22 protein-coding genes are annotated in these 19909 nt (G+C 70.3%); 9 read left to right on the top strand and 13 right to left on the bottom strand.

All coding sequences use genetic code 11. From position 1 onward, the window contains the following. Window positions 1–11: 11 nt before the first annotated feature. Both LX88_RS39925 and LX88_RS39920 read right to left on the bottom strand, forming a co-directional pair. Window positions 12–1385, bottom strand: coding sequence for a class I adenylate-forming enzyme family protein (locus LX88_RS39925; RefSeq protein ID WP_258952946.1), 1374 nt, complete (start codon window positions 1383–1385; stop codon window positions 12–14). Continuing rightward, complete coding sequence (locus tag LX88_RS39920; RefSeq protein WP_258952945.1) at window positions 1372–2916, bottom strand: NAD(P)-binding domain-containing protein; 1545 nt, start codon at window positions 2914–2916, stop codon at window positions 1372–1374. The genes LX88_RS39925 and LX88_RS39920 overlap by 14 nt, the downstream gene beginning before the upstream one ends. A 63-nt stretch (window positions 2917–2979) precedes the next feature. On the opposite strand from LX88_RS39920, the gene LX88_RS39915 reads away from it, so the two are divergent. From LX88_RS39915 to LX88_RS39905, 3 genes are all read left to right on the top strand, one after another. Continuing rightward, the gene (locus tag LX88_RS39915; protein ID WP_258952944.1) at window positions 2980–4476 is read left to right on the top strand and encodes an aromatic amino acid ammonia-lyase; all 1497 of its coding nucleotides are present in this window, start codon (window positions 2980–2982) and stop codon (window positions 4474–4476) included. Window positions 4477–4839: 363 nt separating this feature from the next. Further along, window positions 4840–5055: a hypothetical protein gene (locus LX88_RS39910; RefSeq protein ID WP_258952943.1), complete on the top strand. Its 216-nt coding sequence runs from the start codon at window positions 4840–4842 to the stop codon at window positions 5053–5055. Between the two features lie 169 nt (window positions 5056–5224). After that, window positions 5225–5614 (top strand): hypothetical protein, encoded by a 390-nt coding sequence (locus LX88_RS39905; RefSeq protein ID WP_258952942.1) that lies wholly within the window; start codon window positions 5225–5227, stop codon window positions 5612–5614. A 414-nt stretch (window positions 5615–6028) separates the two neighbouring features. Here the strand turns inward: LX88_RS39905 and LX88_RS39900 are convergent, their stop codons facing one another. The 5 genes from LX88_RS39900 to LX88_RS39880 form a co-directional block, all read right to left on the bottom strand. After that, window positions 6029–7267, bottom strand: coding sequence for a sensor histidine kinase (locus LX88_RS39900; RefSeq protein ID WP_258952941.1), 1239 nt, complete (start codon window positions 7265–7267; stop codon window positions 6029–6031). Next, window positions 7264–7953 (bottom strand): response regulator transcription factor, encoded by a 690-nt coding sequence (locus tag LX88_RS39895; protein ID WP_258952940.1) that lies wholly within the window; start codon window positions 7951–7953, stop codon window positions 7264–7266. Before LX88_RS39895 ends, LX88_RS39900 begins: the two co-directional genes overlap by 4 nt. A gap of 203 nt (window positions 7954–8156) precedes the next feature. After that, on the bottom strand, window positions 8157–8948 hold the full coding sequence (locus LX88_RS39890) for a glycoside hydrolase family 20 zincin-like fold domain-containing protein (RefSeq protein WP_258952939.1): 792 nt from the start codon (window positions 8946–8948) through the stop codon (window positions 8157–8159). Window positions 8949–9106: 158 nt separating this feature from the next. After that, window positions 9107–10129 carry an LLM class flavin-dependent oxidoreductase gene (locus LX88_RS39885; protein ID WP_258952938.1) on the bottom strand — a complete coding sequence of 341 codons (1023 nt, stop codon included), beginning with the start codon at window positions 10127–10129 and terminating at the stop codon, window positions 9107–9109. After that, entirely contained in the window at window positions 10126–10710 is a 585-nt protein-coding gene (locus LX88_RS39880; protein WP_258952937.1) for an NADPH-dependent F420 reductase, read from the bottom strand. The genes LX88_RS39885 and LX88_RS39880 overlap by 4 nt, the downstream gene beginning before the upstream one ends. A gap of 95 nt (window positions 10711–10805) precedes the next feature. Between LX88_RS39880 and LX88_RS39875 the strand changes: the two genes are divergently transcribed. Continuing rightward, entirely contained in the window at window positions 10806–11558 is a 753-nt protein-coding gene (locus LX88_RS39875; RefSeq protein ID WP_258952936.1) for a class I SAM-dependent methyltransferase, read from the top strand. Here LX88_RS39875 and LX88_RS39870 read toward each other — a convergent pair. Further along, entirely contained in the window at window positions 11542–12321 is a 780-nt protein-coding gene (locus tag LX88_RS39870; protein WP_258952935.1) for an alpha/beta fold hydrolase, read from the bottom strand. The genes LX88_RS39875 and LX88_RS39870 overlap by 17 nt on opposite strands. Window positions 12322–12388: 67 nt before the next feature. Between LX88_RS39870 and LX88_RS39865 the strand changes: the two genes are divergently transcribed. The 3 genes from LX88_RS39865 (at window position 12389) to LX88_RS39855 (ending at window position 15038) form a co-directional block, all read left to right on the top strand. Then, window positions 12389–13858 carry an ABC transporter substrate-binding protein/permease gene (locus tag LX88_RS39865; RefSeq protein WP_258952934.1) on the top strand — a complete coding sequence of 490 codons (1470 nt, stop codon included), beginning with the start codon at window positions 12389–12391 and terminating at the stop codon, window positions 13856–13858. After that, entirely contained in the window at window positions 13855–14622 is a 768-nt protein-coding gene (locus tag LX88_RS39860; RefSeq protein ID WP_258952933.1) for an amino acid ABC transporter ATP-binding protein, read from the top strand. The genes LX88_RS39865 and LX88_RS39860 overlap by 4 nt, the downstream gene beginning before the upstream one ends. A 107-nt stretch (window positions 14623–14729) precedes the next feature. Next, a complete protein-coding gene (locus LX88_RS39855; RefSeq protein WP_258952932.1) occupies window positions 14730–15038 on the top strand; it encodes a DUF1540 domain-containing protein in 309 nt (102 codons plus the stop codon). Here the strand turns inward: LX88_RS39855 and LX88_RS39850 are convergent. The 3 genes from LX88_RS39850 to LX88_RS39840 all read right to left on the bottom strand — a co-directional run bounded on the left by LX88_RS39850 (window position 15035) and on the right by LX88_RS39840 (window position 16939). After that, window positions 15035–15460, bottom strand: coding sequence for an MgtC/SapB family protein (locus LX88_RS39850; protein WP_258952931.1), 426 nt, complete (start codon window positions 15458–15460; stop codon window positions 15035–15037). The two genes, LX88_RS39855 and LX88_RS39850, sit on opposite strands and share 4 nt — an antisense overlap. Window positions 15461–15652: 192 nt before the next feature. Next, window positions 15653–16042, bottom strand: a complete 390-nt coding sequence (locus tag LX88_RS39845; protein WP_258952930.1) for a hypothetical protein — start codon at window positions 16040–16042, stop codon at window positions 15653–15655. A gap of 72 nt (window positions 16043–16114) precedes the next feature. Further along, a complete protein-coding gene (locus tag LX88_RS39840; protein WP_258952929.1) occupies window positions 16115–16939 on the bottom strand; it encodes an aldo/keto reductase in 825 nt (274 codons plus the stop codon). Between the two features lie 30 nt (window positions 16940–16969). Between LX88_RS39840 and LX88_RS39835 the strand changes: the two genes are divergently transcribed. Further along, window positions 16970–17611: a TVP38/TMEM64 family protein gene (locus tag LX88_RS39835; protein ID WP_258952928.1), complete on the top strand. Its 642-nt coding sequence runs from the start codon at window positions 16970–16972 to the stop codon at window positions 17609–17611. A 70-nt stretch (window positions 17612–17681) separates the two neighbouring features. Here the strand turns inward: LX88_RS39835 and LX88_RS39830 are convergent, their stop codons facing one another. Together LX88_RS39830 and LX88_RS39825 are read right to left on the bottom strand one after the other, a co-directional pair. Then, on the bottom strand, window positions 17682–18026 hold the full coding sequence (locus LX88_RS39830) for an RNA polymerase-binding protein RbpA (RefSeq protein WP_030475310.1): 345 nt from the start codon (window positions 18024–18026) through the stop codon (window positions 17682–17684). A 237-nt stretch (window positions 18027–18263) separates the two neighbouring features. After that, a complete protein-coding gene (locus LX88_RS39825) occupies window positions 18264–19019 on the bottom strand; it encodes a thymidine kinase (protein ID WP_090062426.1) in 756 nt (251 codons plus the stop codon). 541 nt (window positions 19020–19560) lie between these two features. Here LX88_RS39825 and LX88_RS39820 point away from each other — a divergent pair. After that, the gene (locus LX88_RS39820; RefSeq protein ID WP_258952927.1) at window positions 19561–19908 is read left to right on the top strand and encodes a PadR family transcriptional regulator; all 348 of its coding nucleotides are present in this window, start codon (window positions 19561–19563) and stop codon (window positions 19906–19908) included. The last annotated feature ends 1 nt before the right edge of the window (window position 19909 follow it).

Genomic DNA, 19909 nt, shown 5'->3' with positions numbered 1-19909 from the left:
GACGTTCTCCTTCACGCAGTCAGCTGACGCTTGTCGGGTTTGCCGCTGGGAGCGACGGGTGGTTCGGAGATCGCGGTGACCCGCACGGGAGCACAGGCCGCGCCCAGCCGTCCGGTCACGAGCTCCTGGAGCTCGCCGAGCCCGGGAACGCGATCGGCTTGGGGGACCACGAAGGCGTGCACGGCCTCGCCGGTCTCGTCGTCCGGAACGGCGACGACGTAGGCCTCGGCGACGTCCGGGTGCTCGGCGATCGCCTGCTCGATCGGGCCGATGTAGTGCAGGTTCGCGTTGACGATCACGACGTCGCGGGCCCGGCCGGTCAGCCGCAGGTAGCCGAAGGCGTCGAACCGGCCGAGGTCGCGCGTGCGCACCCAGCCGTCCACGAAGACCTCGGCGGACTCCTCCGGGTTGCCCCAGTAGCCGCAGGCCTGGCCCGGTGTGCGGACGAAGAGCTCGCCGTCGCGCAGTTCCACGTCCACCGGCGGTCTTCCCACCGTGCCAGGGGGATCGTCCGGTGTGGCCATCGAGATCATGCCGGTCTCGGTCTGCCCGTAGCCGTGGAACAGCACCGGTCCCAGGGTGTCCAGGGCCTCGCGGTGCCGATCCGGGGTCAGGGGAGAACCGGACACCAGCAGGGCACGCAGGGTCGACAGGTCGGCCGGGTCGCGTTTCTGGGCGGCGACGAGTTTCGCCAGGCCGGGCACGGTGATCACGCGTGCGGTGGCTTTGAGGCGGGTGATCGCGCCGGCAGGGTTGTCCGCGACGACGACCGTGCCACCGGCCGTGAGGGTGAGGACCGCGTACTCGAACATCACCTGGCTCGACAGGGATCCGAACACGAGGTACCGGTCGAGCCGCGTCGCCAGCTCCCGGATCGCGGGAGGCCAGGCAGCGGGACGAGCGGTCCAGGCGTCGGTCATGGACGCGTAGCTCTGGGCGCAGGCCTTCGGAGCGCCCGTGCTGCCGCTGGTGTGGATGAGCCGGGCGACGTCGCCGGGACGGCCGTCGCACCGCAGGGGGCCGGGAGAGGAGGCGAGCAGGTCCGCGAGGTCGGCGTCCCGGAGCACGAGCTTGATGTCCAGGCTCAGCAGGTGCTCGACCTGCGCGTCCGTCAGTCCCGGCCGCACCCCGGCCACCCGCGCGCCCACCGCGTGGGCCGCCAGGATCGTCGCGAACGCCTCCGCGGTCACGCCGAGCAGCAGGGCGACGCCGTCACCGGGGCCAAGTCCCTTGCCGCGCAACCCGTTCGCGATGCGTACGACCATGTCGAGCAACTCCGCGCCGGTCACCACGCGGGTGCCGTGCTCGAACACCGGCCGTTCCGCGGCGGCACCGAGCACGTCGAGCACCGCCCGCGGGAACGGCCCGGTGTCACGCGCCGGCAAGGCATTCCTTCACGAACACGCCGAGCGGCTGCTGGTGCACCTCCGGCAGGTCCCAGTGGTTCTCCAGGTTCTCCGCGAGGTGGTGCGTCGCCGCGAGCACGCCGTGCCGGTAGTAGCGGACGACCGGGTGCAGGTAGCTCGCGCCGGCCGCGTGCACGGGGTCGTTCTCGGCGACACGGGGGATGCTGATGTCGAACGGGTCGACGGTGTCGTGCTCCGGCCCGTACTCCAGCGTCGCCACGAACCGGTGCTCGGCCGGGCCGAGACCGCCGTCCGCCACGAACGCGACCGGCACCTCCTCGGAGTACCGCGCGGTGTCGCCGTCGACGCTCACGACGTCGCCCATGACCGCGAACTGCTGCCACAGGCACGAAGACCTGTTCACCCTGGCGATGACGGCCTCGCTGATCGCTTCGGGTGAGAGCTCCAGATCGGTGCCCTGCCACGGGGTGCCGTGGTCGCGGGCGCTCAGCACGCGGTGCAGTGCGCGGGCGCCGTAGCGGAAGCCGTGGATGAACCCGCTGGTCGACTTCTTGAAGTCCCGCGACTGGGTGATCGTGCCGGCGAAGTACAGGCCGGGGACGGTCGTCGACTCGAACGCCGAGGTCAGCTGCGGGAAGCGGTCCTTGATGACCAGCGCCGGGCGGCAGTCCTCCGCGAAGATCGAGGAGTCGAACCGGAACCCGGTGCACGCGATGACGCGGTCGTACTCCAGCTCGCGGACCGTCTCGACCGACCGCGCGTAGCGGAACTGGATCCGGAACCCGCCCTCGGGCCGTCGCTCGACGCGTTCGACGCTGCCGTCGATGACCGCGTTCTCGGACTTGAGCTGGTAGGTGTCGAGGAAGTTGTTGTTCACCGCCCGCAGGTGCCCGACGTAGTGCGTCTGCCAGGCGAGCTTCACCGAGTGCGGCCCGGCGACGTGGATGACGGCGGCGTGCTCGACCAGCGCGTCGGCGGTCTCGAAGCCCGAGTTGCCCTTGCCGATCACGAGCACCCGCTGATCGGTGAACGACTCCGGGTCCGTGTCGAAGGTGTCGTAGCGCTCGGCGTGCTCGATGCCGGGGATCGGCGGCACGTGGAGCTGGGAGACCCCGGTGGCCATCACGAGGTTCTTCGCGTGCCAGGTCAGTCCACTGTGGTCGGTGACCGCGAACCCGTCGCCGTCGCGCGAGATGCCCGTGACATCGATGTCGTAGTGGACCTTCAGGCCCGCCGCGCAGTCCTGGAAGTAGCGGACGATGTCGTCGGCGTCCGGGAAGTACCGGGGCGTGTAGCGGGTGAAGAGGAGCTCGGGGTCGTCGAGCAGCAGGGAGTTCCAGTCCATCCGCATCCGCTGCTCGGGATCGGTGGACCCGGTGTGCACCTTGTTGATCGAGATGAGCTTGCGGTGCCGCGGGTAGCGGGTGAAGAACGTGCCGGCACCGCTGCCGCGCTCCAGGACGGCGTAGTCGCGACCGTCCCGCTCGAGCAGTGCGGCGAGCTGCAAACCGGCCGGTCCCGCGCCGATGATCAGGTAGTCGTGAGCCATGAACGGGGAAGCTACCCACGCGATCTCAGAACTTTCTGAGATCGGCTGCCTACCGTCCGTGCGGTGACCACGACCGCCTCAGACACGTCCGTGGACCTGGGTTCGCCCCTGACCGTTCCGCACCTTCAGCGCGCTTGCGGGCCGCTACCCGTGCTCGTCGGCGCCGGCGTGCTCGACCGAGTCGAACGGGGCCGCGCCTACCTGCGCACGGTCCTGGCCGACGACGAGCGCCCGGTGTACGGCGCCAAGACCGGGTTCGGCGCCCTGGTGGGCTTCGCGGGCAGGTCCTCCGAAGCCGACCAATGCGACAACACCCTCGCACACCTCGGCGCGGGCCAAGGCCCCGACCTGCCCCTGGACATCGCCCGAGCCGCACTGCTCGTGCGCACCTGGTCCCTGGCGCAGGGCCTGTCCGGCGTGTCCGCGCACGTCGTCGAAGGCCTGTCCGCGATGTTCGCGACGACGTTCGTCCCGGCCATCCCGCGCTACGGCTCCGTCGGCGCCAGCGGAGACCTCATCCCGCTCGCGTACGCCGCCCAGGCGTTGCGCGGCCGCGGCCACGCCTACCTCGACGGAGTCCGCCGCCCCGCCGCCGATGCCCTTTCCTCCGCCGGACTCACCCCATTGCAACTGGACGGCCGTGACGCCCTGGCCCTGGTCAACGGTACCTCCGTCACGACGGCGGCACTGGCCCTAGCCCTGTCGTCCGTGCGTTCCTCGCACCGGGCCCTGGCCGACCTGACGTGCCTGCTGGTGGACGTCGTCGGCGCCGATCCCGGCTTCACCGACCCACGCCTGATCTCCGCTTTCGGCCACCCCGGCGCCGTGACGGTGGCGGGGTGGATGCGCTCCATGCTTGACGGCACCACGCCCAGCGGTCTGCGCGCACTGCAGGAGCCGTACAGCATCCGCTGCGCACCCCAGCTCCTGGGCGCCGCCGAGGACGCCCTGCGCTACGCCGACAGCATCGTCGCCGCGGACCTGGGCGGCGTCAGCGACAACCCGCTGTTCTTCCCCGAAGACGACCTGATCGCCCACGGCGGCAACTTCTTCGGCCAGCCCGCGGCCTACGCCGCCGACGTCGTCGCCATGGTCACGGCCTCACTCGGCAACCTGGCCGAACGCCAGCTGGACCTGCTCGTCGACCCGGCCCGCAACACCGGCCTCCCACCCATGCTCGCCGCCGGACCGGGCCAGCAACACGGACTGCAGGGCGTCCAACTGGCCACGACGGCGTTCGTCGCCGAGATCCGCCGCGGCGTCCTGCCGGCCAGCACGCAGAGCCTCCCGACCAACCTGCACAACCAGGACGTGGTCCCGTTCGGCACGCAGGCCGCGCTGCGCGCCTACGACCTCGCCGAGCTGCTCCGCCTGCTGTGCGGCTCACTCGCCCTGGGCCTGCGCCAAGCCGTGCACGTGGGCGGCCGCCGCCCGACCGCACCCCGGTGCGCGGCGTTGCTGGACGCGCTGGCCTCGGCCATCGAGCCGGTGGACCCGGACCGCCCGCTCGACGAGGACGTCCGGGTGGCGGCAGAGGTGGTGGTCAGCCGGCAGTGGTGAGGGGAGCGGTGGCGAGTGGTGCTTGAGGGGGAGCGGTGGTCGCACGGCGACGGTGAGGGGGCGGCTCGGGCGGTGGCCGAAGGCCCACACCGCGCCGCTGCTCAGCCGCCACCGCGCCGCCTCCAGGACGCCACCCTGCCGCCGCCGAGCCGCCTTACGACAACGCCGCCAGTCACTGCCACCGCGTCTCCGCGCCGCGCTGTGCTCACCTGGCCTGATGCCTCACCACACTGACGCTCGCCATCGCGAAGCCGTCACCCAGCCGCCGCCACCGTGCAGCCTGCAGAACGAACTCTGATCTCGCCTACGTCAGTCTGCGCAGGCAGCCGCCACGTTCCCCACGTTGTCGGTACCGTGCCGTTCATGACCGAGACTTCAGCCGGCGGTGTCGAAGCGTTGCTCAGCGCGGCGATCCGCCCGCTCGCCGCCAGCACGTTCGTGGCGACGTTCATGGGTGCAGGGCTGGGGCGCGAGCGAGGGCGGAACGTGCTCGACAAGGAGATCTACCGCCGGTTCGGCAAGCCCCGCAACAGCGACGCCACTACACCTACCAAGCGGTCATCGTCCAGATCGTCCTGATCTGGGAGCAGGCGCTGCTCACGGCGCGTTCCTCGCACGGCCCTCTGCTGCTGCTCCCCGATGGCGCCCGCGTGCTCGTCGCCACCGACCCGCTCGGCGAGTTGCACACCCTGCTCCGGGTGTGAGCCGACTTCACGAGCGGCCACCCTCGGTGTTGTAGCGTCTCGCGGTGCAGATCTGGACGGAGCACCCCGCCAAGACCGACGTCGATGCGGTCGTCCGCCGTTACTTCGACCTGCTCCAGGCCGGGGAGGTGGCCGAGGCCGAACAGCTCGTCGTCGGCTCGTCGAGTCGGCACGTGCTCAAGGCGCTGTGGAAGGGCTCGGTCGGACGGAACGCCGGTGCGGACGACACGCCTCCCAGCTTTGCCGCCGAGGACGAGCAGGACCTGTCCTGGCTCCGCGAACTCGATCTCGGAGACTTCACCGGGGACCACGGAGGCGACCGGGTCCACGTCGAGATCACGTACCGCGCGGAGGTGATCGAGGTGGCGTTGAGCTTCTGGGTCAAACCCACCGACGTCGGCTGGGTCGTCGCGGGGCCGGCCACCCTCTGGTAGGGCTGAGCTCAGTCGGGCGGTGGTGACGAGGACCGCCGCTCGGCCTGGGCGACGCGTCCTCGAGGGCCAGGGTGAACGTCCGTGACCACCGGCCTGGGGCCTGTCCTCAAAGCTGGTTGGTCTGACGCAGCATGATCGACTTGGTCACCCTCACCCTCTGGCTTTGAGGGCAGGACCTAGCGCCGCCGCTCCGCCGCACCGCAGCTGTGCCCGCCCTGCCGTGCCACCTCGCTCAGCGTCACGTCTCACCGCACCGACGCCTGATGCCACCCTCCATCACCCGCCACTGCACGCACGAACCACGCCAACTCACCGCATCGCCCGCTGCGCCACGGCCGCGCTACCCGGCCGGCCGCCACCGCGCCGCCAGGCACCCACCCGGCCACCGCCACCCGCCGCACCGCGCCACCTGCCTCACGGACAGGCGCTGGCGATCTCCTCCCGCGCCACCAACGCCCCCTCCCCGGCCACCGGAATCCGCAGCGTGAACCGAGCCCCCAGCCCAGGCCGCCCCACGGCCTCGACCGTCCCGCCGTGCCCGGTCACGATCTCCCGCACCAGTGCGAGCCCCAGTCCGAACCGCCCCTCGCCGGCACCCCGGTGGAACCGGTCGAACAACCGCTCCGCCTCCCCGGCCTCGAACCCCTCGCCGTCGTCGGCCACCACGAGCTCGGCCATCCCACCGCCGACGCGCACGGCCACCGAGATCCGCCCACCTTCCGGGGTGTGCCGGACGGCGTTGGCCAGCAGCTCGTCGACGGCCCGCCGCAGCCCGGTCTCGATCCCGTGGACCACCACCGGGTGTCCGGGGTGGTCCAGGGCCAAGGTGATCCGCCGCTCGGCGGCGCGTTCGGTCTCGCCCACCACCGCGGCCTCGGCCACGTCGGCCAGGTCCACGGGGTGACCGTCGAGGCGCTGTGGGAGCTGCGCGGACGCCAGCAGGTCGTCCACCACGTCGGCGAGGCCGCGGATCGACCTGGCCAGCGCGTCGAGGTCGGTGCGCTGGTCGGCGGGCAGGTGGGAGGCGAGCAGCTGGGCGCGCAGGTAGGCGCGGGCGATCGGGGTGCGCAGTTCGTGGCTGGCGTCGGTGACGAACCGGCGTTGTCTCGCCAGCGCCTCCGCCAAGGGGCCCACCGTGCGGCGGCTGATGCCCAGGCCGATCAGCGCCGCCACGAGCAGGCCGCAGACCAGCGCGATCATCAGAGCTTGCAGCAGGTGCGCGCGGTCGGCGAGCTGGTAGCGCATGTCGAACACCGCCTGCACCGTCGTGCCGTCCGCGCCCGGTGCCGTGAGCACCCGGTACTCCGTGCCGTTCGCGGTGACGTCACGGGGCAGGGCGGCGCCCGACCTGTGCACCGCGTCGATGTCGTCACGCAGGGGGAACCCGCCGGGCACCTGCAGATCACCCTCGTGCAGGACGCCGTCCTCCAGCACGAACACCCACGCGCACCGGGGCGCGATGCCCGGCACCCCGTACAGGGCGTTGTAGCGGAGTTCGCGCGACACCTGGGTTTCCTGCGCGTGCGCGATGACGACGTACGCGATCGCGCCGACGAACGCGATCATCAGCGTGATCGCCAGGCCCACCAGCACGCTGACCCGCAGCCGCGCCCGGCTGACCTCCGCCCGCTCCGCCTCGGCCCACGACCTCACAGCGCCCCCAACCGGTAGCCGATGCCCTGAACCGTCTGCACGACCGAACGTCCCACCTTCGAACGCAGGTAGTGCACGTACGTGTCCACAATGGACTGGGACGGCGCGTCGCAGAACACCGTGCGCCGCAACGCCGCCCGCGTGTGCACCGTCTCGGGATGTGTGGCGAGCACCCGCAGCAGTGCGAACTCCCTGGTGGTGAGCGGCACCTTCTCGCCGTCGGGCAGCACGACCTGGTGTTGTTCGAGCTCCAGGCGGCCGGCGCCGATGCGCAGCACCGCGGCCAGCTCCGCCGCCCGGCGGCACAGCGCCCGCAGCCGCGCGGTCAGCTCGCCCAGGTCGAACGGCTTGGCGAGGTAGTCGTCGGCGCCGGCGTCGAGGCCGTCGATCCGGTCGTGCACCGACCCCATCGCGGTGAGCATCAGCGCCTGCGTCCGCACGGACCGGGAACGCAACCGGGACAACAGGTCCAGCCCGTCGACGACCGGCAGGACGCGGTCGATCACCACCACGTCGTACGGCCGGGTGAGCGCGAGGTGCAGTCCGCGTTGCCCGTCGAAGGCGATGTCGACGTCGTACCCCTCACCGCGCAGCACCGCGGCGAGCAACTCCACCAGCTCCCGGTCGTCGTCCACGAGCAACAGCCGGAACCGGTGGACTGCCCGCGACTTCGTTGAGGCCCGCACGAAAGCCACGATCGCACGTGATCAGCTTCGATTCAGGAGCCAACAGGCAACGGACAGGTTCGCGAACGCGCCGGGAAGGCTTGGTGTGACGCAACTTCCCCGGTCGGACGGCTTCGGCGGCTCCTGGACGCCCGCCGGTCAAAGATAAACATGTGAACCGCGGTCGTCGCGTGACCTGCGATCACGCGACGACTGTGAACGACCTACCAGGCGGGTGCCACGGCCGAGGCGGTGCGCAGTTCGCCCACCCAGCCCGCGGTCGCGATGGCGCGCAGGACGTCGTCGCCCTCCGCGAGCTTGCCGTGCGGGCCCAGAACGGCCGCGTCCCCGTCGTGCCAGCGCACCGGCAGCTTGCCGTGGCGTTCGAGCAGACCGGCGAACTTCGTCGTCAGCTTGGCGGTGCCGATGTGCACCCAGCGGCTCGGGAACAGCTCCAGCAGTTCCACCGTCGCCGGACCGAGCTCGGGCACCACGGTGATGCCGTGGTCGCGGCCGTACTCGACGAGGTCGCGCAGCGCGTCGGGATCACCGTCCGGGAAGACGTGCAGCACGTTGAGCTTGTAGGCGGCCATCCGGTCGATCGCCCTGCGCATCTCGGCGGGCGGGAGCAGCGCGCTCGACACCCCTCGCCACGCGAACGCGGGGGAGTCGCGCACGTCGGCCGCGCGGACCGTGGCGTCGCGGGTCATCAGCTGCCGGAACGTCTGCACGCCGTGCCGCAGCCCGGCCTGGGTGCCCGCGCGCAGCATGATGGCGTCGTTGCTGACCAGCAGCGCGTACCCCTCGGGGCCGAGCCCGCGCATGGCCGGGTCGTGCGACACCATCAGCATGCCGTCGGGTGACTCCGCGAGCAGGTAGCCGGTCTCCCGGAAGACGTGCTCGCGCAGCATCGCCGCCGCGGTGCGCGCCTGCCCGGTCACCCGGACGGTCACGTCTTCGGTCAGTACGAACGAGCCCGTGCGACGGGGCGCGCTCGTGGGCATGGGAACAATCACCGGTTTCCTCTCCAGCGAGCTAACGCTGGGTGTATCAGCTGAGTTCCGGCAATCGGACGCGGAACGTGGTTCCGGTGCCTGTCGCGCTGGTCACATCGACCGTTCCGCGCTCGGCGGAGTGACGCGTGGAGCGGGGGCCGCGACGGCCCCCGCTCACCTCAGGCCAGCATGTCCTGCACCAAAGGCACGACCTTCGTCCCGTACAGCTCGATCGTCCGCATCAGCGACTCGTGCGACAGCCCGCCGATCCCGTACTTCAGGTCGAACCGGCTCGCGTCGAGCTTCTTCATGGTGCGCGCCATCTTCTCCGCGACCGTCTCCGGCGACCCGACGAACAGCGCGCCGTGCGGCCCCACCTCGTGCGCGTACGACTCCGGCGTCGGGGTGGCGAACCCGCGGGTCTTGCCGAGCCGGCCGATCATGTCGAGGTAGTGCGGCCAGAACTCCTCCCGCGCCTCCTCGTCGGTCGGCGCCACGTGACCGGGGGAGTGGATGCCGATCGGCAGCGGGTCGCGGCCGAACTTCTCCAGCGCGTGCTGGTAGAGCTCCGAGAACGGGGCGAAGCGGCCTGGGTGGCCGCCGATGATCGCGAGCATCAGCGAGAAGCCGTACGAGGCCGCGCGCACCACGGACTGCGGGCTGCCGCCCACACCGATCCACGTCGGGAACGGCTCGGTGTACGGCACGACGTCCTGTTCGTGCAGCGCCGCGCGGGTCTTGCCCTGCCAGGTGATCGGGCCGCCCTTGAGCAGCTCCGCGAACAGGTGCGTCTTCTCCTCGAACAGGTCCTCGTAGTCGGCGAGGTCGTACCCGAACAACGGGAACGAGTCCACACTGGACCCGCGGCCCAGGATGACCTCCGCGCGGCCGCCGGACACGGCGTTCAGCGTCGAGAAGCGCTGGTACACGCGCACCGGGTCGTCCGAGCTGAGCACCGTCACCGCCGAACCGAGGTGGATCGACGACGTGCGGGCGGCGATCGCGGCCAGCACCACGTCGGCCGCCGACAGCGGCATGTCCGGGGTGTGGTGCTCGCCGATGCCGAAGAAGCCGAGGCCGACCTGGTCGGCGAGCACGCCCTGCTCGACCACGTTGCGGATGGTCTGGGCGTGCGTGAGCGGGGTGCCGGAGGCGTCCTGGGTGACGTCGCCGAACGTGTCGAGTCCGAACGTGGTGGTCATGACTGCTCCTTGACGAGGTTCTCGAATTCCTGCCTGCGGGCCGCGACGCCGAACAGCGGGCTGCCGGGCTCCAGCAGCCGTCCCGCGGCCAGGGACCCCACCGGCACCGGGTCGAACCCGATGCGCTCCAAGAACTCCGCGACGGCTCGCACGGCGTCCGGCGAGTCACCGGCGACGCCGACGGCACGGCCACCGGCGGGTTCCATGTCCTGGTAGGCGACGTGGTTGAGGGTTTTCACGACGTCGGCGCCCGCCAGCCGGCGCGCGACCTCCTCGCTCGTGCCCAGGGGAGCCTCGGCGGGCGGCCAGTGGTTCATCGAGTCGACGACGACCTTGCCCGCGAACATCCCCGGTTCGAGCGCGGGAAACCGGTGCCACGGGATGGCCAGCACGACGAGGTCCGCGTTCGCGACCGCGTCGGCGGCCGGCAGCGCGACGGCGCCGGGGGCGAGGAACTCGGTGATCATCTCGATTCGCGCCGGGTCACCCGACCCCGCGATGCCCACCTCGTAGCCCGCCGCCAGGGCCAGCCGCGCGAGGACGGGACCGACGTGGCCCGCACCGAGAACAGCGATCTTCACAGCACACCCGACCTCGCTAGTTGATGTATCACCTAGCTTAACCGGACCAGCCCCCGTTTATTCCGCGGGGCTTCCGGCTGGGCTACGTTCGACGCGTGTGGGATCTGGGTGACGCGTACGAGCGGTACATCGGCCGGTGGAGCCAGTTGGTCGCGGTGGAGTTCCTGCGCTGGCTGGACGTGCCACCCGGCCGGACGTGGCTCGACGTCGGCTGCGGCACGGGCGTGCTGACCGAGGCCGTGCTGGCGCACGCCCGTCCGGCCGCGGTCACCGGCGTCGACCCGTCGGAGGGCTTTCTGGAACGCGCCCGGGACCGCGTCCCCGATGCCGGGTTCGCCGTCGGCGATGCCAGTGATCTGGGCGAACGCACCGCCGACGTCGTGGTCAGCGGGCTCGTGCTCACGTTCGTGCCCGACGCCGCCCAGGCGGTGGGAGAGTTCGCCCGTGTGGCCCCGTGCGTCGGTTCGTACCTGTGGGACTACGCGAGCGGCATGCAGATGATGCGGCTGTTCTGGGACGCCGCGATGGACGTCGACCCCGCCGCGGCCGCGCTCGACGAGGGACTGCGCTCGAGCGACGTGAGCGGCGCCGAGCCCTTGCGCGACTTGTGGACCGGCGCCGGCCTGCGCGACGTCGAGGTGACGGGCATCGTCGTGCCCACGGTCTTCCGCGACTTCGCCGACTTCTGGGAACCGTTCCTGGGTGGCACGGGCGCCGCGCCCGCCTACCTCGCGAAGCTGCGACCGGAGCAGCGCGACGCCATCCGCGAACTGCTCCGCTCCCGCCTACCGGCGCAGGGTCCGATCGAGCTGACCGCGAAGGTCTGGGCCGTCAGAGGTTCGCGCTGAGGAACCGTTCCACGTGCGGGTTGACGTCCGCGGCGTGCGTGAGGCTCAGGAAGTGCGCGCCACCTTCGACGAGCACGAGCGGCTCGGCCTTGGGCAGCGCCGCGACGAGCGCCTCGGCCTTCGCCACGGGGTAGGCGAGGTCGGCGGTGCCGTGCAGCACCAGCGCGGGCACGTCGACCTCGGTGATCCGGTCCAGCACGCCTTCGCGGCCGACCAGGGCGTTCATGATCAGCCGCAGCCGCCCGGGCTCGACCTCGCTCCACTTCGGCGTCCACTCGGACGGGTCGAAGTCGCCCAGGCAGATCTTCGCGACGGCCTCGGTCACCGTCTCCGGGCCCTGCGCGATCCAGACCTCGGCGAGCTGCTGGTAGGCGTCGGAGATCTGCTGGTCCTCGGTCTCGCCGGACGTGCCGAGCAGCACGAGCGCCGTCACCCGTTCCGGTGCCAGCAACGCCATCCGCAACGCCACGAACCCGCCCTGGCTGGTGCCGGCGACAGCAGCACCGCCGATCTCCAGCGAGTCGAGCACGGCGAGCGCGTCGCGGGCGACGTCCCAGTGGTCGAACGGCGCGGTCGCGGGCGTGGCGCCGTGGCCGCGCTCGTCGATCGCGACCAGCCGGTACCGGTCACCGAGCTCCTCGACCTGCGGCGCCCACATCGACGCGTCCATCAGGAAGCTGTGCAGCAGCACGACCACCGGGCCGTGGCCGCCGTGGTCCACGTAGGACACCGGCTGCCCGTCCGCAGTGATCACCGTGGTCATGCCGCACACCCCGTCCCGCATAGTGGATCTTCAGCATCGCCCGCCCGGTTCGCTCTACCCTGCCCGGATGCGACAAGTGTTCAGGAGCGCGGTGCTGCTCCTGCTGCTGGTGATCGTCGTCCCCGCACCGGCGTACGCGCAACAAGAGCAGCCACCGCTGGTCCGCGTCGGCACGGAGGGCACCTACCCGCCGTTCTCGTTCCACGACCCCCGGACCCAGGAACTCACCGGCTACGACATCGAGGTCGTCAAGGCGATCGGCGCGAAAGCGGGCTGGCGGCTGGAGTTCGTCGAGACGCAGTGGGACGCGATCTTCCCCGCCCTCGACGCCCAGCGGGTCGACCTCGTCGCGAACCAGGTGTCGCGCAACCCCGAACGCGCCGCGAAGTACGGCCTGTCGAGCACCTACACCTACTCGCGCGGCGTGATCGTCCGGCGCACCGGCGACGACCGGATCAAGTCCGTCGCGGACCTCAGCGGCAAGACCACCGCCCAGTCCAGCACCAGCAACTGGGCGAAGGTCGCCCGTGAGGCCGGCGCGAAGGTCGAGGCCGTCGAAGGGTTCGCCCAGGCCGCCGCCCTGCTGCAGCAGGGCCGTGTCGACGCCATCGTCAACGACAACATCGCCGTCCTGGACTACCTCGCCACCACCGGCTCGAAGGACGTCGAGATCGCGGGTGACGCCGGCCAGGCGGGCAGCGAACAGGTGCTGGCGCTGCGCCAGGCCGACGCCGCGTTGCTGTCGCAGGCGAACCAGGCGATCGACGCGCTGAAGGCAGACGGCACGTTGCGCGGCATCTCCCAGAAGTACTTCAAGGCCGACGTGTCCGTGCAGGACGGCGGCTCGGCGGACCTGTCCGAGGGACGTGGCCCGCGCAGCACGTGGGACGTCCTGCGCTCGACGGCGTGGCCCATGTTCGTGGGCCTGGTCAAGGTCACCGTCCCGCTCACCGCGCTGTCGTTCGCCATCGGACTCGCGCTCGCGTTGCTGGTGGCGCTGGCCCGGATCTCGCCGTACCGGGTGCTGTCGGGCCTCGCACGGGCGTTCATCTCGGTCATCCGCGGCACCCCGCTGCTGCTGCAGCTGTTCATCGTCTTCTACGGCCTTCCGCAGATAGGCCTGAAGTTCCCGCCCTTCACCGCCGCCGTCATCGCGTTCTCGCTGAACGTCGCCGGTTACGCGGCCGAGGTGATCCGCTCGGCGATCCTGTCCGTGCCGCGCGGCCAGTTCGAGGCGGCGTCCACCATCGGCTTCGGCTACGCCCAGACGTTGCGCCGCATCGTGCTGCCCCAGGCCGCCCGCACCGCCGTGCCGCCGCTGTCCAACACGCTGCTGTCGCTGCTGAAGGACACGTCACTGGGCTCGGTCGTGCTGCTGACCGAACTCTTCCGCGAGTCGCAGCTGGCCGCGGCCGAGAGCAACGAGTTCCTCGCCCTGTACTCGTTCGCGGGGCTCTACTACTGGGTGATCTGCGTGGCCTTGTCCGCCGCGCAGAAACGACTGGAGACCAGGCTGAACAGGTACGTGATCGCATGAACGACATCCGCATCGAGGTCTCCGGGCTGCACAAGTCCTTCGGCGACCTGGACGTCCTGCGCGGCATCGGCTTCACCACTTCGCGCGGCACCTCGACCGTCCTGCTGGGCCCGTCCGGCTCCGGCAAGACCACCCTGCTGCGCTCGCTCAACGCCCTGGACACGCCCGATCGCGGTGTGGTCCGCATCGACGACGTGTCGGTCGACTTCTCCGCCCTGCCACCGGGCAAGGCGGGCCGGGCGGCGGCCGCACGCCTGCGGTCGCGCAGCGGCATGGTCTTCCAGTCGCACAACCTCTTCCCGCACCGCACGGTCCTGCAGAACCTGACCGAGGGGCCGGTCGTCGCCCAGAAGCGGCCGCTGGAGGAGGTGGTGGGGGAGGCTCGGGGGTTGCTGGACCAGGTGGGCCTCGCGGACAAAGCTGATTCGTACCCGTACCAGCTTTCCGGCGGCCAGCAACAACGTGTGGGCATTGCCCGTGCGCTGGCTTTGAAACCTCGTGTCGTGCTGTTCGACGAACCCACTTCGGCACTCGATCCGGAACTGGTGGGCGAGGTGCTCGCGGTGATCAAAGATCTCGCCACGGAAGGGTGGACCACGGTCATCGTCACGCATGAGATCCGGTTCGCCGAGCGGGTCGCCGACCAGGTGCTGTTCCTGGACGGCGGGGTGATCGTCGAGCACGGACCGCCTGGTCAGGTCATCGCCGACCCGCGGGAAGAACGCACCCGGCGGTTCCTGCGGCGCGTTCTCGACCACGGCTGAAATGATTCTTGAGGATAGGCTCGCCTAATTCCTCTCGAATTGCGGGGCTCCTGCGGTGGTGGCATCGTCGCGATTACCGAACCTTTCCCACCACGGCAGGAGCGGACATGACCACCCTCGAGAACCCGGCGATGCCCGCAGTCCACGATTGCACCGTGCACGACTGCTCTTACAACCACGACGGATGCCACGCGTTCGCGATCACCGTGCGCGGTGACAACGGGGCTGCCGACTGCGGCACCTTCATCCCGTTGGGCACGAAGGGCGGCCTGGACAAGGTCGTCGCGCAGGTAGGCGCCTGTTCCCGCGCCGACTGCGTGCACAACGCCTCGCTGGAATGCACGGCGCAGAGCGTGCGAGTCGGCCAGGGCGAAGGCGACCACCACGCGAACTGCCTGACGTACCAGCCGCGTTAGACGTCGTCGTCCTTGCGGTCTACGGCCCGGCCCAGTTCCCGCAGGCCGACGTTGACCGCGATGATCGCCACCGTGCCGGCCGCCGCCACGACGTGCAGGCCGGCTCCGGCGAGTGAGCCCACCGCGGCCGCGCACCACAGCGTGGCCGCGGTGTTCAGGCCGCGCACCGACAGCCCGTCGCGCAGGATCACCCCCGCGCCGAGGAACCCGATGCCGGACACCACCTGTGCGGCGACGCGCGTGGGGTCGCCCTGGCCGTCGAAGCCCTGTGCGGACAGCAGGACGAACAGCGCGGCGCCCACGGCCACGAGGGCGTTGGTCCGCAGGCCTGCCATGCGAGAGCGGTACTGCCGCTCGAAACCGATCAGCGCGCCGAGGCCCATGCTCTCGGCGATGCGCAGTGTCATGTCGAAGACGTGCATCGTGTGACTCCCCTTGTGAGCAGGGGTGTGCGTCACACGCCAGAACTGGAGCGTGCGAGGTGAGATGACCCACGCGGGCTGCTGTCGCCTGGCATGTGTCGCTCACCTCGCTTCCTCGTGTCCGGTTGATGAGACCGGGGAGTCACGCTACCGAGCGGGCCGTGAGCCCGGGGTGAGAGTGGGACGCGCGTCTCATTCCCAGTTGATGTGGCCGTCGGTGTAGCGCAGCAGCCGGTACGCGGGATCGTTGCCGTGCTCGAAGATCCGCAGGACGTGGTCGAGCATCGCCGTGACGCTCGGCCACTCAGCTGCGTCGTCGCTGAAGACGTGCCCGTCGTGCAGGTCCACGAACAGCAGCTCGTCCTCTTCGTAGCAGTCCGCCGCGATCGGAACCCTTCCCGTGTCGTGGCTGCGCAGTGCGGTCTCGACGTCCAGCGGATGCCAGTACAGGGGAAGGAGCGGGCTGTCGTCGCCGAGAGCCGCGCGGTCGACCCCGCCGAACACCTGCCACCAGGCAGCCAGGTCCGGTGGCAGCCCAGGTACCCGCGTGCTGGACGGTGGCAGCAACGCGGCGTGCAGCACAGGGGCGTCCGTGCGAGCCGCTCCACCAATCGAGCCCAGATGTCCTCGACCTCCACGTGTTGCTCTCCACTCTCACAGCATCGCGAGCGGTGAAGGACCTTCCGGGGCAGGGAAGGCGCTGTCGAGGTCGGCGAGGTCCTCAGGGGACAGACGGAGTTCCAGCGCCCGAGCGTTCTCCCGGACGTGGTCCGGCGAGCCCGCCTTGGGGATCGCGTTGACGTGCGGCAGCCGCAGCACCCAGGCGAGCGCGACCTGGGCGGGGGTGGCGTCGTGCCGTGCCGCGACCGAGGCCAGCGCGGGGGAGTTCAGCAGCCTGCCCTGCTCGACGGGGGAGTAGGCCATGACCGGTATGCCGGTGGAGGCGTGCCACGGCAGCAGGTCGTGCTCGGGGCCGCGGCGGGTGAGGTTGTAGAGGATCTGGTTGGTCTGGCAGTGACCCGGCAGCGCCGTGAGCTCGCGCATGTCGTCCAGATCGAGGTTGCTGACGCCCCAGTGCCGGATCTTGCCCGCGGCCTGCAGCGCCGCGAACCCGTCCAGGGTCTCGGCGAGCGGCACGCCGCCACGCCAGTGCAGCAGGTACAGGTCGAGCCGGTCGGTGCCCAGCCGGCGCAGCGACGCCTCGCACGCGCGCACGGTCGCGGCGGCGGACGCGTTGGACGGCAGCACCTTCGACACCAGGAACACTTCGTCACGGCGGCCCGCGACGGCCTCGCCCACGAGCGTCTCGGACGCGCCGGAGCCGTACATCTCGGCCGTGTCGATCAAGGTCAGGCCGAGGTCGAGGCCAGTGCGCAGCGCGGCGATCTCAGCGGAGCGCCGGCCGGGGTCCTCGGCCATCATCCAGGTGCCCATGCCGAGCGCGGGGACGGTCTCGCCGGAGGGGAGCAGCACGGTCATGCGCTCCAGCTTGCCGGGTACGTTGGTCTGATGCGACGTGCGGGCCTGGTGGTGTTGGTGCTGCTCGTCGTCGCGCTGGCGGTCACGGCCCAGCTCGTGGACCTGCCCGACGGCGCGGAGCTCCGCGCCCTGGTCGGCCGTGCCGGCACCGCGGCACCGTTCGCGTTCGTGGCGGTGTGCGCGCTCGGCACAGCGGTGTTCTTCCCGAAACCGGTCCTGGCCACGGCGGCCGGGCTGCTGTTCGGCGTGGGGTGGGGGAGCGCGCTCGCCATCGCGGGGTTCACGGCCGGCGCGATGATCGCGTTCACGGTCTCCCGCGGGCTCGGCCGCGACGCGGTCGAACGCCGGCTCGGGGAACGGCTGGCCGTGCTCGAACGGGTCTTCGAGCGCCGGGGAGTCGAGGCGACGCTCGTGATCAGATTGTTGCCGATCCTGCCGTTCGCCCTGGCGAACTACGGCGCGGGAGTGACGTCGGTGCGAGGCAGGGACTTCGCGCTCGGCACGGCGCTCGGGCTGGTGCCATCGACGATCCTCGCCGCGGTGCTGGGCGACGCCCTGAGCGATCTCGGCTCACCGCGCTCGATCGTCGCGTTGTCGATCTGGGCCGTGCTGGCGGCCGTGGGCGTGTGGTGGGGCCGGAACTTGATCACAGGAGCCCTGCGGGCCTCCTAGACGCCCTTACGACGTGCGCAAAAAGCCGCCCCGGCGGGAGACCGGGGCGGCTTTTTGCGTCTGGTGTGGATCAGGCCGTGCGGGTACGGCGTCCGCGAAGCTCTTCGAGGCGCTCATCGAGCAGCTCTTCGAGCTCGGGGATCGACCGGCGCTCCAGGAGCATGTCCCAGTGCGTGCGCGGCGGCTTGACCTTCTTGATCTCCGGCTCGACCCCGTCGATGATCTTCGACTCGGTGCCGTGGAGACGGCATTCCCAGGTCGGCGGCAACTCGGCGTCGTCGGAGAACGGGACCTCGAAGTCGTGTCCCTTCGGGCAGGCGTACCGCGCTGCCCGGCGCGGAGCGAGATCGTGGTTGCGGTCGGTCTCGTAGCTGACTGCTCCGAGCCGGCTTCCACGCAAAACGCGGTCGGCCATGGCGGTGTCCTTTCGCTCGGCTCAGGGCCGGGGCCCAGGCTGCTTGCTCACCGTGTGCAACGCCCGGATTGCTCCGTTTGTTTCCGGTTCGCTCTCATGGTCGCCCACAGTGACGTCGTTCACTCGTCAACGAAGGCTTCCTACTAATGGATGCGATCGCCACAGGATCGTGACGCGTTATCAAGCTCCTGCGCTCATGCATCACTCTAATGGCCCAATGGGCCCTGTGGGTAGTCGCTATGCCAACCGAAGCTGGCCACTTTGTGCGACGTCAGGGCCCAGGTCACCCAACCTAAAGTGACGCCTGCAGAGCACTTGGTAGCGGACAGTAGTTTCCGTGTTGTCCGTTACATTGTCGCTCTCTGTACCCGATCGGTGCTGTTCCGTGTCCGATGCCGTGTCGGCGACCAGAACTGTGTCCCCGGCCCGGATCACCCGTCCGGCCCGCACCCGCGCGTTGAACCGTCCAGGCACCCCGCACCAGCACAGCACCTCGACCTGAATCGCCTTCAGCTCGTCGGCGAGTTCGAACAACCGCTGCGACCCGGGGAACATCTCGCCGCGGAAGTCCGTGGCGAGCCCGAAGCAGTACACGTCGACCTGGACGTCGTCCGCGAGCTCCGCCAGCTGCTCCACCTGTTCGGGTGACAGGAACTGGGCCTCGTCGACGATCAGGTAGTCCACTCGCCGGCCCTCGGCCCACTCCGACCGCACCATCTGGCGGAGATCGTCGTCGCTGATCTCCGCGGCCTCGCGGGTGATGCCGATCCGGCTGGAGATCTGCGGTTTGCCCGAACGGTCGTGCCGCACCAGCAGCAGCCCGCGCCGACCCTGGCGCGAGTTGTTGTGGTCGATCTGGAGCGCGAGCGTCGACTTGCCGCAGTCCATGGGACCGAAGAAGAACTTGAGGTGCCCGACCACCGGCGTCGAGCGCCGGGAACCAGCGACAGGGACAGCGGAGAGGGCGTCTGTCGGATCGGGAAGGGCGTCCACGGCGGGTCACCCTAGTGCCTGGATCACGATCATGAGGAATCCCCACGGTCTGCCTCCCTCCTGTCCCCGGTCGTTTCCGTGCGACCTGCTGTTTCGGGACGACATAGCCGCTGAGGGGATACCTCAAACCTCATTTCGACTCGGAACACTCGATAGTTTCAGTGTTGACTGAGAATCGAGTTGTCGTGGAGTAGCGCAGAGGCGCTGGGGGACAAGAACGCATCGGCGGGAGAGCGGGGAGGGGTCGTGTCGCGCCGGTGTGGGGAAGTCGGGGTGGACGGCGAAGTGGGAAACGGTGTGGCTCGGCGGGGCGTCGCGTAGCGCAAGACGCCCCGCCGAGGGCAGTGCGTCGGCCGAGAAGAGTGCTGACTGGATGCCGGTCCCAGAGAGGAAAGCGTGCGGTCGGCGCGCGCGGCCGGGCCGGCAGCCCTGTGGGCAGACCATCCTTCGAGTAACTCGATAACTTCAGTGTTGATTAAAATAAAGCTCATCCGGTTGTTACGCTTCCCAATATAGCTCGCGCCGCGATATATTCAGCGACATGAGTGGTCGGGTCATGTCCGAGCAGGCGTTCCTAGTGCTCACCGTGCTGGCGGAGGAGCCGTTGCACGGTTACGCGATCGTGCAAGCGGTGGAACAGCTGTCCGAGGGGCGGATGGTGTTGCGGGTCGGCACGCTGTACGGGGTGCTGGACCGGCTGGTGGCGGACGGTCTCGCCGAGCGCGACCGGGAAGAGGTGCGCCAGGGGCGGCTGCGGCGCTACTACAAGCTCACCGACTCCGGGGTGCGGGCGTTGCAGGCGGAGGTCGCGCGGCTGAGCGCCAACGTGCGGGCTGCCAGCGCGGTGCTGCGGGGGAGGGGTGTCCAGGCGTGGGCGGGTCGGGCTTGAG

The sequence above is a fragment of the Lentzea californiensis genome (genome assembly GCF_024648825.1).
GTDB lineage: Bacteria > Actinomycetota > Actinomycetes > Mycobacteriales > Pseudonocardiaceae > Lentzea > Lentzea californiensis.
Note: the sequence above shows the minus strand (reverse complement) of the source record. Positions and strands in the feature narration are given on the sequence as shown.

What these genes read in the sequence shown, in the direction of transcription:
- LX88_RS39920 (WP_258952945.1), bottom strand. Translation starts at nt 2,916, where the DNA reads ATGGCTCACGACTACCTGATCATCGGCGCGGGACCGGCCGGTTTGCAG.
- LX88_RS39910 (WP_258952943.1), top strand. Translation starts at nt 4,840, where the DNA reads ATGACCGAGACTTCAGCCGGCGGTGTCGAAGCGTTGCTCAGCGCGGCG.
- LX88_RS39885 (WP_258952938.1), bottom strand. Translation starts at nt 10,129, where the DNA reads ATGACCACCACGTTCGGACTCGACACGTTCGGCGACGTCACCCAGGAC.
- LX88_RS39870 (WP_258952935.1), bottom strand. Translation starts at nt 12,321, where the DNA reads ATGACCACGGTGATCACTGCGGACGGGCAGCCGGTGTCCTACGTGGAC.
- LX88_RS39865 (WP_258952934.1), top strand. Translation starts at nt 12,389, where the DNA reads ATGCGACAAGTGTTCAGGAGCGCGGTGCTGCTCCTGCTGCTGGTGATC.
- LX88_RS39860 (WP_258952933.1), top strand. Translation starts at nt 13,855, where the DNA reads ATGAACGACATCCGCATCGAGGTCTCCGGGCTGCACAAGTCCTTCGGC.
- LX88_RS39855 (WP_258952932.1), top strand. Translation starts at nt 14,730, where the DNA reads ATGACCACCCTCGAGAACCCGGCGATGCCCGCAGTCCACGATTGCACC.
- LX88_RS39850 (WP_258952931.1), bottom strand. Translation starts at nt 15,460, where the DNA reads ATGCACGTCTTCGACATGACACTGCGCATCGCCGAGAGCATGGGCCTC.
- LX88_RS39840 (WP_258952929.1), bottom strand. Translation starts at nt 16,939, where the DNA reads ATGACCGTGCTGCTCCCCTCCGGCGAGACCGTCCCCGCGCTCGGCATG.
- LX88_RS39835 (WP_258952928.1), top strand. Translation starts at nt 16,970, where the DNA reads ATGCGACGTGCGGGCCTGGTGGTGTTGGTGCTGCTCGTCGTCGCGCTG.
- LX88_RS39830 (WP_030475310.1), bottom strand. Translation starts at nt 18,026, where the DNA reads ATGGCCGACCGCGTTTTGCGTGGAAGCCGGCTCGGAGCAGTCAGCTAC.
- LX88_RS39820 (WP_258952927.1), top strand. Translation starts at nt 19,561, where the DNA reads ATGAGTGGTCGGGTCATGTCCGAGCAGGCGTTCCTAGTGCTCACCGTG.